This is a genomic window from Emticicia sp. BO119, assembly GCF_013912375.1.
Classification (GTDB): domain Bacteria; phylum Bacteroidota; class Bacteroidia; order Cytophagales; family Spirosomataceae; genus Emticicia.
Genome location: NZ_JACETV010000010.1, coordinates 40,902 through 57,669, shown reverse-complemented (window position 1 = coordinate 57,669; position 16,768 = coordinate 40,902). Strand labels below are relative to the sequence as shown.

At 37.2% G+C, this 16,768-nt stretch carries 12 protein-coding genes; 10 read left to right on the top strand and 2 right to left on the bottom strand.

All coding sequences use genetic code 11. The annotated features are described in order from the left end of the window. Nucleotides 1-137 precede the first annotated feature (137 nt). The 9 genes from H1R81_RS24130 (at nt 138) to infC (ending at nt 10,272) form a co-directional block, all read left to right on the top strand. A complete protein-coding gene (locus H1R81_RS24130; protein WP_181843322.1) occupies nt 138-608 on the top strand; it encodes a DUF2452 domain-containing protein in 471 nt (156 codons plus the stop codon). Nucleotides 609-679: 71 nt separating this feature from the next. After that, nucleotides 680-1,492, top strand: coding sequence for a 1,4-dihydroxy-2-naphthoyl-CoA synthase (gene menB, locus H1R81_RS24125; protein WP_181843321.1), 813 nt, complete (start codon nt 680-682; stop codon nt 1,490-1,492). A gap of 76 nt (nt 1,493-1,568) precedes the next feature. Beyond that, a complete protein-coding gene (locus H1R81_RS24120; protein WP_181843320.1) occupies nt 1,569-1,979 on the top strand; it encodes an EVE domain-containing protein in 411 nt (136 codons plus the stop codon). Next, a complete protein-coding gene (locus tag H1R81_RS24115; RefSeq protein ID WP_181843319.1) occupies nt 1,969-3,597 on the top strand; it encodes a hypothetical protein in 1,629 nt (542 codons plus the stop codon). The genes H1R81_RS24120 and H1R81_RS24115 overlap by 11 nt, the downstream gene beginning before the upstream one ends. 135 nt (nt 3,598-3,732) lie before the next feature. Next, a complete protein-coding gene (locus H1R81_RS24110; protein WP_181843318.1) occupies nt 3,733-5,271 on the top strand; it encodes a hypothetical protein in 1,539 nt (512 codons plus the stop codon). 27 nt (nt 5,272-5,298) lie between these two features. Next, nucleotides 5,299-6,195, top strand: a complete 897-nt coding sequence (locus H1R81_RS24105; RefSeq protein ID WP_181843317.1) for a class I SAM-dependent methyltransferase — start codon at nt 5,299-5,301, stop codon at nt 6,193-6,195. A 155-nt stretch (nt 6,196-6,350) separates the two neighbouring features. Further along, a complete protein-coding gene (locus H1R81_RS24100) occupies nt 6,351-7,571 on the top strand; it encodes a lipopolysaccharide assembly protein LapB (protein WP_181843316.1) in 1,221 nt (406 codons plus the stop codon). A gap of 56 nt (nt 7,572-7,627) precedes the next feature. Further along, nucleotides 7,628-9,577, top strand: coding sequence for a threonine--tRNA ligase (gene thrS / locus H1R81_RS24095; protein ID WP_181843315.1), 1,950 nt, complete (start codon nt 7,628-7,630; stop codon nt 9,575-9,577). A 134-nt stretch (nt 9,578-9,711) separates the two neighbouring features. Next, complete coding sequence (infC, locus tag H1R81_RS24090) at nt 9,712-10,272, top strand: translation initiation factor IF-3 (protein WP_181843314.1); 561 nt, start codon at nt 9,712-9,714, stop codon at nt 10,270-10,272. A 69-nt stretch (nt 10,273-10,341) separates the two neighbouring features. Here the strand turns inward: infC and H1R81_RS24085 are convergent, their stop codons facing one another. Continuing rightward, nucleotides 10,342-11,256, bottom strand: coding sequence for an S-adenosyl-l-methionine hydroxide adenosyltransferase family protein (locus H1R81_RS24085; protein ID WP_220275303.1), 915 nt, complete (start codon nt 11,254-11,256; stop codon nt 10,342-10,344). 140 nt (nt 11,257-11,396) lie between these two features. On the opposite strand from H1R81_RS24085, the gene leuS reads away from it, so the two are divergent. Next, the gene (leuS, locus tag H1R81_RS24080) at nt 11,397-14,189 is read left to right on the top strand and encodes a leucine--tRNA ligase (RefSeq protein WP_181843313.1); all 2,793 of its coding nucleotides are present in this window, start codon (nt 11,397-11,399) and stop codon (nt 14,187-14,189) included. Between the two features lie 103 nt (nt 14,190-14,292). Here leuS and H1R81_RS24075 read toward each other — a convergent pair whose 3' ends face one another. Beyond that, the gene (locus H1R81_RS24075; protein WP_181843312.1) at nt 14,293-16,764 is read right to left on the bottom strand and encodes a PIG-L family deacetylase; all 2,472 of its coding nucleotides are present in this window, start codon (nt 16,762-16,764) and stop codon (nt 14,293-14,295) included. Between the last annotated feature and the right edge of the window lie 4 nt (nt 16,765-16,768).

The window sequence follows — 16,768 nt, the reverse complement described above, 5'->3', positions numbered from 1 at the left end:
CTTATTATTATTACTAAAACTCAAAAGATAGCATTTGGGTTTTAATGTTAGTGTGGAGTTTTAAAAAATAAATCGTAAGGGTTATTATTTTTTTGATATTTAGCGTGGAAACAAAGTTTTCAAAATAAATTTGCAAGATGGAACAGAATCCGATAGACAAAATTAAGGTAGCGGATAACCCGGGCCTAATGGAATATGCTCATACAGCAGGCGGTGCAGTAATTCGGCCTGAAGATGTCGGAAAGGTTAAAGGCAAAGCACAATTAGCCATGCGTCAGCAAACCGGTGAGCAATTAAACAAGATTTACCGGCAAATGGAATTGCTGGCTCAGCAGGCCAAAGAAATCAAAAACAGAATTGATATTTCAGAACGGATTTATGATGCTGCCATTGGCTTTGAGCCTATCATTAATCATGTCTATTTTTTATATGAGAAAAAAGATGGTTCAGATATTCTATCCATGATAGCTCCGGCAGAATGGGGTCGTTCCTTCCCTTTTAACCAGTTTTTAGCAAGAGTTTTTTTATTAGCCGATCATACCTGGAAAGTAGAGTTTTTTCAGGATGACGACCGTTCTGATACTATTGGTTTAGATGAACTGGATTAAGTCAGAAATCAATTAAAGTATAATATGCCAGTAATGAATATTTTTATTAATTATATTTCTTCAGATAAATTATGACTTGGGAAACAATTAAAGAGTACGAAGATATAAAATTTAGTTTCTTCGAGGGGATTGCAAAAATCAGTATTAACCGTCCGGAAAAACATAATGCTTTTCGTCCTCAGACCGTAAAAGAAATGATAGATGCCATGGCATTTTGCCGTGAAGAACCATCGATTGAGGTAATTATTCTGACTGGCGAAGGAGGCAAAGCTTTTTGCAGTGGTGGAGACCAATCTGTTCGCGGACACGGCGGATACATTGGTGACGACCATATTCCACGCTTGAATGTACTTGACTTGCAAAAAATGATTCGTTCAATTCCTAAAGTTGTCATTGCTTCAGTAGCTGGCTGGGCTATTGGTGGTGGACATGTTTTACATGTGGTTTGTGATTTGACTATTGCTGCCGAAAATGCACGTTTTGGACAGACAGGCCCCAAAGTCGGTAGCTTTGACGGTGGATTCGGCGCAAGTTATTTAGCCCGCATTGTAGGTCAGAAAAAAGCCCGTGAAATCTGGTATTTATGTGACCAATACAATGCTCAAGAAGCTCTGGATATGGGATTAGTGAACAAGGTTGTTCCATTGGAGCAGTTGGAAGAGGTAACAGTAGAATGGTGTAAAAAAATACAGGAAAAGTCCCCATTGGCTGTCAGAATGCTGAAGTCTTCATTCAATGCTGAATTAGATGGTCAGGCCGGGATTCAGGAATTGGCTGGTAATGCAACTTTGCTTTATTATCTATCAGATGAAGCAAAAGAAGGGTTCAGGTCATTCTTAGAAAAGCGCAAACCTGATTTCAAAAAATTCCCCAAATTTCCTTGATAATATTTCTGGATAATCAGCCCCTTTACTGGGGCTTTTTTTATATTTACATTATCACTTAAAACTATCGATCAAAATGAACTATTGGCTTGTAAAATCAGAACCTTTCAAATATTCTTGGGACGATTTCGTTAATCAAGGCGTAGGGATGTGGGATGGTGTACGAAATTATGCTGCCCGTAATAATTTAGCTGCCATGAAACTTGATGATCTTGTGCTTTTTTACCATTCAAACGAAGGATTAGACGTAGTTGGAATTGCCAAGGTTGTCAGAGAATCTTATCCTGACCCTACAACTGAAGATCCACGCTGGGTAGTTGTAGATTTGTCGCCAGTCGAAAAATTGCCTAAAGGAGTTACATTACAAGCCATTAAAGCCGATGAGAGATTACAGGACATGGCCCTGATACGTCTATCCCGGCTTTCAGTACAACCAGTAAAAAAAGAGGAGTTTGACATTATTGTCGCTAAAAGTTATGAACGGTAACCAAAAATATGAGCATCAAAAGCCCAATCTTACATATGCTACCCTACCCTTATTAAGGCTATGTATATTGGCAGGCGTTACGCTTTTTTTAACATTAACTGCACAGGCACAAAGTGTTAAGCGTATTGAAATACAAACCAGCGGTGAGGACAATAAATATCAGGTTATTACCTTGAAAGATGAAGGTTTACTGATTTTATCAAAAACCTCAAAAAAATCCTTTAATATCACCAAATTTGATAGTGAACTGCAGCAATCTTGGTCTGTAAACGGAGATCTGGAGGAAAACCAGTCTTATGTTGACTATTACCGTGATGGCCGCGATGTGTATTTTCTTTTCAGCAAATTCAATAGTGATCTCTACCAGATTATTAAGGTATCAACGGGAATAGGGATCATGCAGAAATTCTTTTTTGAGAATATCTCCCGGTTTGAAGTATCAGAATTTAAAGTACATAATGATTTTGCCTATCTGGCAGGAATGGTAAAAGACGAGCCAGTATTGATGAGTGTGAATCTGCATAAACTACAGCCTCGTATTTTAGCAGGGGGGCTTAAAGGCACTGCAAGCATTTCATCAATAGATTTTGACGATGAAAACGATCTTTTGGTAGTTTCATATTCAGTTAAGAAAGGTCGCTCAAGCTACATGGTAGTTAAGAGAATTAACCAGAACGGTAAAATTGTTGAGCAACTAAGTGTTGAACCCGAGGATGACTATGGACTTCTTACCGGTAAATTGTTTTCACTCAAAGATGGGACTCAACTAATGATTGGAAATTTTGGATACAAAGGTTATCAATCTAATGGTGTACTTATGTCGCAAGGCTTGTATATCAGTAAAGTTGACGAAGAAAATCCTGAATATGTAAAGCTCCATAGTTTTACTGAATTTAAAAACTTTTTCAAATTTATGTCTCAGCGACAACAGGATAGAATTGAAAAACAGATTACAAAAAAGAAAGATAAGGGTGGAGATTTGAGATTGAATTATCGTGTATTAGTTCATGATATTATTCAAAAAGACAATCAGTACATTTTAGTAGCAGAGGTATTTTATCCTGAATTCAGAAATAACAATAATTTTTATGGATCAGGAATGTACGGAAGTCCATTTTATAGCCCATATGGATTTAATTCCATGAGTTATTACAGATATTATGGCATGAATTCATGGGCATGGAATCCATGGCTTTGGGCTGGCAACAGAGGCTTTAATAATCAGCAATTTGATGGTTTTAAATATACTCATGCTGTAGTGGCAGCATTTGACCAGAATGGTAACCTGATATGGGATAATAGTTTTAGTTTCGATAACGTAAAAAGTCAGGAATTGAAAGAGAAGGTTAAAATAAAATTAGATAACAATGACATTACTCTTGTCTATAGTAATAAAGGGAAGTTATCGAGCAAAATTGTGCGAGGAAATGAAGTAATTGAGGGTAATAAAGTAATTGAAGTTAGTACTAATATGGAAGGTGACAGGGTGAGAGATACTGCTACTGATGATCTTGAATATTGGTATCAGAACTATTATTTAGCCTGGGGCTACCAAAAAATAGCCAATAAAACTGGCGGTTCGAGAAGAGTTTTTTATCTTAATAAAATTTCATTTTAAAATTCATTTTCAAATATAGACTTGAGTAATTGAACGTATTAACCCATAGAGTTTGAAAATAATAGATTTGATTTCAACTTTCACATTCTGAATCGTTCGATTACTCAATCAAATAGTCAGTAAATTAGATTATTGATGAGAAAAGCATTCTTTATTATTTTTTTAATCAGTTGGTTTGATGTTTCTGCACAGATTTTAAAAACAGTAGAATTTGAAATTAATGGCCGGCCAACCTGGCAACAGTTAATTCCCTTAGGTAAAGATGGCATCATCCTGTTTGCCAAAAAAGACATTACGAAAGCTGTTATCGTTAAGTTTGATACTGATTTAAAGAAAGTGTGGGAATCGGAGATATTTCTTGACGTAGAAAAAAAACCCTCTTCTTATACCATTGATAAAGACCAAATTAGCTTTATGTTCAGCGAAAATCAAGGTATGTATTATCAGGTATTCAGTATTTCACTGGAAGATGGCAAATTTAATAATAATGGTTTTGAGCTAAGAGAATTTTTTCAGGACCAGGATTATGTCTTTTTCAAGAATAGGATTCTAATGGCAGGAGTGAATGAAAAAGGGGCAACTTTCTATAATTATAATTTTGATGCCGATTTAGGTGAATTCATAACTGCCGAACTCATAGGTAAAGCCCAGGTGCAATACTTTAATTATGATGCGCAAAAGAATACTATAGAAAGTCTTTGGGCTATTAAAGAATCAGCCTATTCTAATGAAAAAAAGAAAAAGGGAGAGTTTATAAAAGATGCTTATGTGGTTTATGCTAAATATGATACAACTGGAAAGCTAATTATTAAAAATACCATCGCCTCAAATGCAGGAAATTTTCCACTAACAGCCACTTTAACTGAGATTAGTTCTACCACTAAGTTTATTTCAGGGACTTATCAATCGAATTCAGGTGCTAAAGGTATGTTTATTTCCAAGGTGGAAGATGGCAAAACTACAATTACTAAATTCTACGATTATCGTCAATTATTAAAAGGTGTCCCTCCTATTGATGACACAACATTAAAAAAAATAATTGATAATTTTGTATTGCTTCCAGTCAAACCAGTATTTGGACAAAACTCGCTAACGATAGGTGGCACTTTCTTTCAGGCAAATTTCCAGACTGTTACTACCAGTACCCCATATTATAATGGATATGACCCGTATCCAAGTTACGGCAGATACAGTAATTCAAACTATAACTTTCCTCGTTCCCAGTCTAAACAGGTTTTTAAGGGATACAATTACCTGAATGGCTTTGTGGCTAATTTTGATCTTAATGGAAATTTAATTTTCCAACATAGAATTGATATGAACCTCATTTCACCTCAGGTGGAAGAGGCTTTGGCAGTTTCAGAAGATAAATCAACAGCAGTTTGTATCAAGGGAGCACTGACAGTCAATAATTTAGCCGAATTTGCTCGACCTGTGGTATTCAAACTTTCGGAAGAACCTATTGATGTAAAAAACATTCAGTTTGTGCCGAGTTATCACGGTGTACGAAATTGGTATGGAAATTATTTTATTGCTGATGGAAGTCGTATTAAATTTGAAGCCATAAAAGATTTAGATGCCCCAAAAGAAAAGCCTAATAGGCGAAAAAAAGGGCAGCAGCAACTTCCTCAGACAAATATCAAGAAAATCATTTATTTGAGTAAAGTGCAGTAAAATTGGTCTCATTAAAACATATTAACCTTGTATCTCCTTCTACAACCAAAAATAACTGACTACGAATTAATAGATTCGGGTAATTTTGAAAAATTAGAACGTTTCGGCGATTACATTCTGGCACGTCCAGAGCCACAGGCTGTGTGGGATAAATCTTTGAGCGAAGAGGACTGGCAAAAACGAGCATCGGCTATTTTCAGAAAAGCCAAAGGCAAAGACCAGTTAAGCCCTGATGAAAGAGGCGAATGGCATAATCTAAAAAAAATGCCTGAAAAATGGTACTTGCACTATGGGCAAGGTGGCCGGAAATATAAATTCAAACTCTCTCTCTCTGCATTCAAACATGTAGGTATCTTTCCTGAGCAAGCCGAAAACTGGCAATATATTGAAGACAAACTCCAAAAAATGGGTATCCAAGACCCAAAAGTATTAAATCTTTTTGCTTATACGGGTGGTGCTTCAATTGTTGCCAAAGGTAATGGTGCGGACGTAACGCATGTAGACTCTATTAAACAAACGATTTCGTGGGCAAAAGAGAACATGGAAATAAGCCATTTGAGTGATATTCGATGGGTGGTAGAAGATGCCTTAAAATTTGTAAAAAGAGAAGTAAAAAGAGGCAAAAAATATAATGGGATCATTCTTGACCCTCCCGCTTATGGACGAGGCCCGGATGGTGAAAAGTGGATTTTAGAAGAGGGAATTAATGAATTAATTAAAAGCTGTCTCCAGTTAATTGATGATAAAAATTTCTTTTTTATATTAAATCTCTACTCAATGGGTTTTTCGGTTGTGATTGCCGAAACTATTATCAAACAAAATTACGCAACTATCTCAAATGCTGAAATGGGAGAATTGATTTTACAGGATTCCTTTCAGAAACGTTTGCCATTGGGTGTATTTTATCGGTTTGCATCTATTTAATACGCTTTATAAAAAAGTGAGCGAAATCTCCTTTCATTCAACCTTATACTTATTAAATATATACCCATATTCTCTGCAAAGGTTTTTATTGTTAGAAAATTTTCGGATTTTTGTGGGAATTATTGGATTATGCCGACTGGCAAACCATTTAACAGATGCAAAAAAGCGTAAATATATATTTTTTACTGAGTATAACCGTATTACTTGCTGCTTGTGGGCAAGGCAACCGTGACCGCTCGAAGATTCCCCCCTCACCTTTTCAGGTAGAGAGTGTAATGAATACTGCTGCTGTTGATGCTTTAACCGATGCTATCAGGAGCAACCCAAGCGTGGCAGAAAATTATTTTAAAAGAGCCTCAGTCTTTCTTAAAATAGGTAATACTGAAAGAGCTCTGGAAGATATTAACCGGGCAGACCAATTAAAACAGAATACAGGAAAATATCTGTTTATAAAAGCCTTGATTTTAAGAAAAATGAAAAAGTATAATGAGGCTTTTTCATTTGCACAGAGCGCCGAAATCCTGAATGTCGATACCCCTGAATTATATACATTGCTGGGCGATTTATCACAGCAAAAAAATGACAATGCGTCTGCAGAAAAGTATCTGGCAAAATCTTTACAAATTGCCCCTTATGACGGTGAAACACATTTTTATAGAGGAACGTTAGCTGCAAGAAAAGGCGATACCCTAAAAGCTATCTCTCTGATTAATAAAGCGATAGAATTGAAGCCCTCTTTTAGAGAGGGATACTCTAAGTTAACAGAAGTTTTGCAGAATTACAGAATGTATGACTCAGCTCTGGTGGTGAATAAATCAGCTTTGATACAGTTTCCTGATAACACGGATTTATTGGTTGAAAGGGGGCTTGTATTCTTTAAATCAGGACGCTTAGATAGTGCATTGGTAAATTATGAAAAAGCTGCTATCATAGATAGTAAAAGAACTGATGTATTATTATATTCTGCGGCCATTTATTACCGTTGGAAAAACTACACCAAGGCTCTTGAAAACTATGAGAAAGTACTTGATATAAATGAAGATACTCCAAAGGTGAACTATTTAATAGGACTCACTCAGGAACAGTTGGGCAATATTGATGAAGCAGAAAATGCACTGAAAGAAGCCGTTGAAAAAAACCCGAATGATGAGCAGGCCATTATTGCTTTAAATCGGGTGTCAGGTCGCGTAAATGCCGGATTAGGCAACTATTCTCCTCCCGTTAATGTTAGGAAACCAGTAGCTGCTGCACCTAAACCAGTAGTTGTAGAAGAACCAAAAAAACTTTTAGATACTTCGCGTTTGAGAATCAATACCATCAAGCCCAAAGCAAAAGTGAATGTCAAAACAGATTCTACAAAAAGAATCGGGTTCTAAATGAACCATCGAATAGCCATTATTGATTATTTATATATATAGTACAACCAAGTGTTATGATTAAAATTACATTACCGGATGGAAGCGTAAGAGAATATCCAAAAGGAAGCTCGAGTTATGATGTTGCCCTTTCAATTAGTGAAGGGTTGGCAAGAAATGTATTGGCCGCCAAGGTGAACGGAAAAGTTCAGGACACCAATCTACCTATTGAAGAAGACTCAACCTTGCAACTTTTGACGTGGAATGATACGGACGGTAAATCGACATTCTGGCACTCTTCGGCACACTTAATGGCAGAGGCATTGGAAGCATTGTATCCGGGAGTTAAATTCTGGGTGGGCCCTCCTTTGGAAAATGGTTTCTATTATGATGTTGATACAAATGGCGTTATTATTTCGAATGATGATTTCAAGAAAATAGAAGATAAGATGTTGGAGTTGGCTCGTCAGAAAAACGATTACCAACGTATTCCAATGTCAAAGGCTGATGCCATTAAATATTTTGAAGAAAAAGGCGATGAGTATAAATTAGATTTATTATCTGGCCTGGAAGATGGTTCTATCACCTTCTATACTCAGGGTAATTTCACTGATTTATGTCGCGGGCCTCACATTCCTAATACTGGCTTTATCAAAGCAGCCAAAATTATGAATGTAGCCGGAGCTTACTTTAAAGGCGATCAGAATAATAAAATGCTGACTCGTATTTATGGGGTTACTTTCCCAAAACAAAAGGAGTTGGACGATTATCTGCAATTTTTAGAAGAGGCTAAACGCCGTGACCATCGTAAATTAGGGCAGGAATTAGAGTTATTTACATTCTCTGAAAAAGTTGGTAAGGGTCTTCCTTTATGGTTGCCAAAAGGTGCCATGTTGAGAGAGCGATTAGAGAATTTCTTACGTAGAGCACAGGTAAAAGCCGGATATCAACAGGTAGTTACACCACATATTGGTGGAAAACAACTCTATATCACTTCTGGTCACTGGGAAAAATATGGTAAAGATTCGTTTCAACCGATTACCACACCGGAAGAAGGTGAAGAGTTTATGCTGAAACCAATGAACTGCCCTCACCACTGCGAAATTTATCGGGCGCGTCCAAGAAGTTATCGTGAATTACCTTTGCGTTTAGCTGAATTTGGAACTGTGTATCGCTACGAACAAAGTGGAGAACTACATGGTTTAACACGTGTACGTGGATTTACTCAGGACGACGCGCATATTTTCTGTCGTGAAGACCAGGTAGAAGATGAATTCAAAAAAGTAATTGACCTCGTATTATATGTTTTCAGAGCCTTAGGATTTGAGAATTTCTCAGCTCAGGTTTCGCTGAGAGACCCGGAAAACAAAACCAAATACTTTGGAACTGATGAAGCATGGGATAGCGCAGAGAATGCCATTCGTAAAGCAGCCGCAGAAAAAGGTCTGGATACTGTTGAAGAATTAGGTGAAGCTGCTTTTTATGGCCCTAAGCTCGACTTCATGGTAAAAGATGCGTTAGGCAGAAAGTGGCAGTTAGGAACTATTCAGGTTGATTATCAGTTACCACAAAGATTCGATCTTGAATATGTAGGTTCTGATAACCAGAAACACCGTCCGGTAATGATTCACCGTGCACCATTTGGCTCATTAGAGCGTTTCATTGCTATTTTGATTGAGAATACTGCCGGCAATTTCCCATTGTGGTTATCACCAGACCAAATTGCAATCTTACCGATTTCAGAAAAATATGAGGATTATGCCAATGATGTATTTCTGACATTACAGGAAAATGACATCAGAGGTTATGTGGATCATAGAGATGAGAAAATTGGCCGTAAAATACGTGATGCGGAGGTGAATAAATTACCTTTGATGTTGATTGTCGGAGAAAAAGAAGCCGAAGAGGGTAAAGTATCTGTCCGCAGAAAAGGTGAGGGAGACTTAGGGTCAATGAGTATCGAAGAGTTTATTACTTATGCCAAAGCGGAGATTAACAAGAATATCCCACAGTTTGGACAGAAATAATTTTTAGAATATTCCAGTCATAAAAACAAACAATCCCTACTAAAAAATCGTTTAAAACGATAGTATTGTTTGTTTTTATGATTTTTATTTATAATTTCGTAAAATTCAATTATTAGCAACCTTAAAATCGTTAAATGGCACAACAACCATTCAATCGTAATTTCAGAAGACCAGTACAGAAAGAAGACGAACATCGTATTAACCAGAGAATACGAGTACCTCAAGTCCGATTAGTCGGCGACAATGTTGAGCAAGGAATTTTTGACGTCGAGCAGGCGTTAGCTATGGCAAAAGCCCAGAGTCTTGATTTAGTTGAGATAGTTCCTACGGCCAATCCACCAGTTTGTAGAATTGTTGATTATTCTAAATTTAAGTATGACCAAAAGAAAAAGCAGAAAGAAATAAAAGCTAAAGCTGCTAAGACGGTCATTAAAGAAATTCGTTTCGGTCCGCAAACCGATGACCATGACTTTAATTTTAAATTGAAACATGCCATCAGTTTCCTGAAAGAAAATGCTAAAGTAAAGGCTTATGTACACTTTGTCGGCCGACAAATTGTATTTAAAGACCAGGGAGCTGAGTTACTGAAGCGTTTCATTGCAGGATTAGATGAGTATGGTAAACCTGAAGGAGAACTAAAATTAGAAGGCAAACGTATGATTGTTTTCATTGCTCCTAAAGCGCAGAAGAAATAATTCAGATTATATAATTCATAAACAAAAGATGTATCGATTTGATTGATACATCTTTTTGCTATTATAAAGTTATTTGGTAACCTCTACCCGCCAGTCATTCCCGCTTGAAACGCCGTATTTATTGGCAAAACTATCCATATTGATTCCGATAGAAAGGTTCATCAGGCTGTTCAAGTAAAGGAGATTCTCCCCCTCTTTCACATCTCCAAAAGTATGTACATAAGGCATCAAGCCTTGAAATACAAGACTATCCCTGGTTAGAACCTTCACATTCAGCATATCTCCTGATTTTACTCCTAATTTATCAAAAGTATTCTTATCAATATTCGTCCACACATTACCATATTGAATATCTAAAATAGGAATACCGCCTGATACAATACTGTTTTCAAACCCGGGCTTTGGATAATTCAACATAACCAGCTGATTATCAGGGATAGCGTTTCCTACTTCAACAAAACTAATCTTACCAGATGCTAATTTAGCGCCTGAATAAGCAAAAACGTCTCTCCCATGAAAAGTATATGAGCCTTGCGAGTTTGGCAGTCTATTAGCTGCTGAAATTTCTCTTACCTCTTCTACTCCTTCACTTTCTGCCACTAAGGTAAAGAGTCCATTATCTGGCCCTACATAATAATGATTAGCCTTTGTTTTCAGCATGATTGATTTCCTTTCTGTTCCTACCCCGGGGTCAACTACGCAAACAAATACTGTTCCTTCGGCCCAGTAAGGAGCAGTTTGTTGCAAACGATAAGCACCCTCCCAGATATTATACGTAGGTATTTCGTGTGTTAAATCATGAATGGTTAGTTCAGGAGATAGTTTCAAAGCTACCCCTTTCATAGCTGCCACAGCCCCGTCTTTCATTCCAAAATCAGTCATTAATACCAAAGTCGATTCTGATTTATCAGAGAAAACATAAAAAATACCTAAGACACCAAGTACTATCAATAAGAGAACAGTTAATAGAATTTTGCGTATCATAGCTGAGGAAGTTTAGATTTAAGATAAGTTTTAGGGATAATATTTGACAAAATAACAATTTAAAGCCTTAAAATGCTATTTTTGCAGAAATTTTAACAAACACGGGCAACTGGGGCTCATTTACACAATAAAAAAACTATATGTCGGAGTATAACCATCGTGAGATTGATAAGAAATGGCAACAATTCTGGGAAGAAAATAAAACCTATGAAGTAAAGATTGACCATTCAAAACCTAAGTTTTATGTATTAGATATGTTCCCGTATCCATCCGGGGCTGGCTTGCATGTAGGTCATCCACTGGGTTATATTGCCAGTGATATCTACTCAAGATACAAAAAACTAAAAGGTTTTAATGTCTTGCACCCGATGGGCTTTGACTCATTTGGCTTACCTGCCGAGCAATATGCTATTCAGACAGGTCAACACCCGGCCATCACAACAGAAGCCAATATCAGTACTTATATCAGCCAGTTAAAAAAGATTGGTTTCTGCTATGACTGGAGCCGTGAAGTACGTACCTCTGACCCGAAATACTACAAATGGACCCAGTGGATTTTCATGGAATTGTTTAAAAGCTGGTATAATAAGGATGCCGATAAAGCAGAACCCGTTGAAACCCTGTATGAAAAGTTTGCTCAGAATGGCACTAAAGGCGTAAATGCGGTCTGTGATGAAGAGGTACAGAACTTTACAGCGGAAGAGTGGAATGAATTTTCAGAAACAGAAAGATATACTATTTCATTAAAATATCGTTTGACCTACCTTTCAGAAGCAGTAGTAAATTTCTGCCCTGCTTTGGGTATGGTGCTATCGAATGATGAAGTGAAAGATGGTGTTTCTGAACGTGGTGGCTACCCCGTGATTCAAAAGAAAATGCAGCAATGGATGATGCGCATTACTGCCTACGCTGACCGTTTGATTAGTGGTTTAACTACGATTGACTGGTCTGATTCATTGAAAGAGCAACAACGTAACTGGATTGGCCGCTCGGTTGGTGCAATGGTAAAATTTGAGGTTGAAAATAAGCCAAATACCTTGATTGAAGTCTTTACCACACGTGTTGATACCATTTATGGCGTATCATTTATGGTTTTAGCTCCGGAACATGAATGGGTAGTAGATCTAACAACTCCTGAACAAAAAGAAAGTATTGATAATTATATTACTGAAACCCAGAAACGCTCCGAATTAGACCGTATGTCTGATGTAAAAAAAGTTTCAGGTGCATTTACGGGCAGTTATTGTATTAATCCATTCAGTGGTGAAAAAGTACCTATCTGGATTGCTGATTATGTATTGGCAGGCTATGGTACTGGTGCAGTAATGGGCGTACCCTCAGGCGACCAACGTGACTGGAATTTTGCAACTCATTTTGGTTTACCAATAGTACCAATTTTAGATTCTCAGCAAGATATTGACCAGCAAGCTGATGCCACAAAAGAAGGTAAATATATCAATTCAGGTATTATTAATGGTTTAGGCTATCAGGAAGCTACCAAAAAGTTGATTGATGAATTGGAGGAAAGAGGCATTGGTAAAGGTAAGGTTAATTATCGTTTAAGAGATGCGGTTTTTGCTCGTCAGCGTTATTGGGGTGAACCTGTTCCTGTTTATTTTAAGGATGGTATCCCTTATTTGATGGATGAAAAAGATTTACCATTGATTTTGCCGGAGATTGACAAGTATTTACCAACCGAAGACGGAGAACCACCATTAGGACGTGCCGAAGGATGGAATTATAACGGTGAGCAATACGAATTGAGTACTATGCCAGGTTGGGCAGGCAGTAGCTGGTATTGGTACCGCTATATGGATGCGCATAACGAAAACGAATTTGCTTCTAAAGAAGCTATCGATTATTGGCAGAATGTAGATTTATACTTAGGTGGAACAGAACATGCCACAGGACACTTATTATATAGCCGTTTCTGGAATAAATTCCTGAAAGACAGGGGTTATGTACCACAAGAAGAATATGCCTTGAAGTTGATTAACCAGGGTATGATTCAAGGGAAATCAAGCTTGGTTTATCGTTTGAAATCGAGTGAAGGAGCGGACAAAAATCCAGTCTTTGTTTCTTACAATTTGAGAAACCAGTATGAAACTACTACGATTCACGTGGATGTAAGTCTGGTTAAAAATGATATTTTGAATATTGAAAAGTTTAAAACATGGAGACCAGATGTAGCTAATGCTGAATTTATTCTTGAAGAGGATAAATATGTTTGCGGCTCACAGGTAGAAAAAATGTCGAAGAGACTTTACAACGTTGTTAACCCGGATGACATTGTTGAAGAATACGGCGCTGATACTTTCAGATTATACGAAATGTTTTTAGGGCCATTGACAGAAAGCAAGCCTTGGGATACGCGTGGGATTGAAGGAACCTACCGTTTTATCCGTAAACTATGGCGTTTATTCTACGACCAGAATGGTAAATATATTGTTACAGATGCCGAACCAACTAAAGCAGAATTAAAAGCATTACACAAAACTATCAAGAAAGTAGGAGAAGATATTGAAAGTTTCTCTTTCAATACATCAGTAAGTACATTCATGATTTGTGTGAATGAATTATCTGATTTGAAATGTTCAAAAAAGGCTATCCTTGAACAATTAGTGATTGTTTTATCTGCTTATACACCACATATTTCGGAAGAGCTTTGGGAGATATTAGGTAATGAACATGGTACAGTCACTCAACAAAGTTATCCTGAATTTAATGCAGAGCATTTGATTGAAGATTCATTTGAGTATCCTATTCAGATAAATGGCAAGGTAAGAACCTCTATTTCTTTCCCAGCAGATATGAGTAAAGAAGACATAGAAAAAGCCGTTTTATCTAATGAAAACGTTTTAAAATGGTTGGAAGGCAATACTCCGAAAAAACTGATTGTAGTACCGAAACGGATTGTAAATGTGGTGATTTAAAAAAACACAGCCCCTAACCCCTAAAGGGGAATAAAAAAAAGCTCTTCTACTTAATTGCGGAAGAGCTTTTTTCGTTCCCCTTTAGGGGTTAGGGGTGTTTATATCATTTCCCCACTGAAATCATATTAGCAAATAAGCGATAGGCACCAGGCACACCCGCAGGTAATTCTCTGAAAAAGGCTAAGCCGGTAAATACAAAATTTCCTTTGCCGTATTTGGCATACAACACACTTCCCTCCTCTTCTCTTTCATTGGCATCATGCATCGAGAAAATCGTTTCATATTCTTTTGCCCATTTATCAGCAAAATACAAACCTCTTTCCTGAATCCATCCCTCAAAATCTTTTTGGGTAATTTTATTTGGCGCGTTCAATAATACGTGTGCCGGGTTCAGGATTTTAACTTCGGCATTCTCATCAGTCACACGACCGCGACCAATACCAAAATTATAAGGACCCATTTCTTTTACTTTCGAAGTACCATAAAAAGCATTAGTTTGGTATTGTGTAACAACGGTTCCACCATTTTTTACATAATCCATCAATTTATCCTGAAAGAATTTCAGATGATCTTCTGTATTATAAGCCCTAACACCTACAATAATGGCATCATAACCTGATAAATCTTTTCCTAATTCAAGAGGAGTAAGCATAGTTACCTGATAACCAATCTGTGTTAATGCAGCTGGTACTTCATCACCTGCTCCGGCAATATAGCCAAGCTTTGTGCCCTTTTTCTTTAAATCAATTCTGATAGCCTTTGCTTCTGAAACAGGGTAAAGTGTAAGTGTTGGAATATGCTTATAGTCAATAGTAGCAATACCTCTGTTATAAGTGCCATTTGCTGTTTTTACAACTGCTTTCAGGCTTATTTCTGATGCAGTAGTAGACGGGAATACTTTGAAAGTAACGTTTTTCTCTTCATATTTGTCTTTCAATTCAAAATTGATAGCGGCAGGTTCAATTCTCCATCCTTTCGGAACAGCTAAAGATATGGAACCTGATACATTTTTTCTACCCGCTTTCACAGTAACATGCACATCCTTAGGCTGGTTATCCGCAAAGGCATACACCTTTTCATCAATTGTTGCCATTACTTCAGGTCGGACTTCAAAATAGCGATAAATCTCCCCAATTGATGGTTCAACGAATTTGTAAGTAAGAGGCGTCTGGAAATTAAATTGCTTACCATCAATTGAAAAAGTATAATCACAAACAAGGTCTGAAGGTTTCATTGGTAAACCTCTTAAGAGTTGGTCATTTACTTTATAGAAACCTTTTTCTTTCTCTTCCATAAGCCAATAAGGTTGTGTAATAGGAATGTTAACAGGTATCTGTAAATCAAAATTCTGATTGACTGGGACATTATTAACCAATTTTAGATTCAAAACCGAGTCCTTGCCTGTACCTTTGAAACTTACTTTTTCTAAAACTATATCGCTATTTGAACGTTCAACAACATTAAGGTTTACCTTGATTTTATCTCCGCCTGCAATAGAATAATCTGTAGGATTCGCCTCAAACCACAAACCCGCACAGGCTAATATCAAATCTTTTACCTCATTTTTTTTGTAGATTGTCCAAACATTTTCCTCTAAACTATTGATTACATCATAAATATTAATCAAAGCCGGTACTGATGCAGAAGGATTCTCTACTTTAAAATTGCCTAACATTTCATTTACTAAGCCTTCAACCTTTTCGCCTCCTTTCACACGTTTCCAGGTCATATCAATACCATCAAACAAATCGTTCTGGGCTGGGTCTCCAACTTTATGTAAAGCATAATCTACACGTTGGCCTCTGGTTTTAGCAGAACCAAATCCCTGGCTTTTGTGCATACTCCGAGCTTCGGCAGCAATTTCAGTATAGGATTTACCCAATAATGGGTTAAAATTACCCAATTGAATCTTGATATAACTCCCCCCTTCTGGTGTAATATTCTGAAAATTCGGTGAGAATGAATTCCAGACTACACGCTTTACCTGCCATGGCTTTATGTAAGCCAACTGCTCAGGGAAACGAGTTGGGTCAGCGGCGGCTTTATAGGCTTCTTCTGATAATACAGCCGAGGCTGAATGGTGTCCATGCCCAGCACGTGCATCTGGTGGAAAACGATTAACCATTACATCTGGTTGAAAATTACGGATTCGCCATACCAAATCTGACAAAATCTGTTCTTTGCCCCAAGTGCTTAATGCTTCATCAGTTGTTTTAGTAAAACCAAAATCGTTAGCTCTTGTAAAATACTGTTCACCTCCATCAATACTTCGAGCCCCTAAGAGTTCATGTGTGCGTAAAAGGCCAACATATTCACCTTGTTCAGATCCAATCAGATTTTGTCCTCCATCTCCTCTTGTCATGGCAATATAGCCTGCACGTACCATTTTTTCTTTTGAAAGCCATGTAATAAAAAGTGTATTTTCGTCGTCCGGGTGGGCTGCTACATATAATACATTTCCTACTACGTTCAGCCTTTTCATAGCCTGTATAATCTCTCCCGCACTCATTTGTTTGGTTTGTCCGAAACTAACCGTTGAATAAAAAAGAAGTAAAAAAATTAGGGTTTTCTTCATTGTT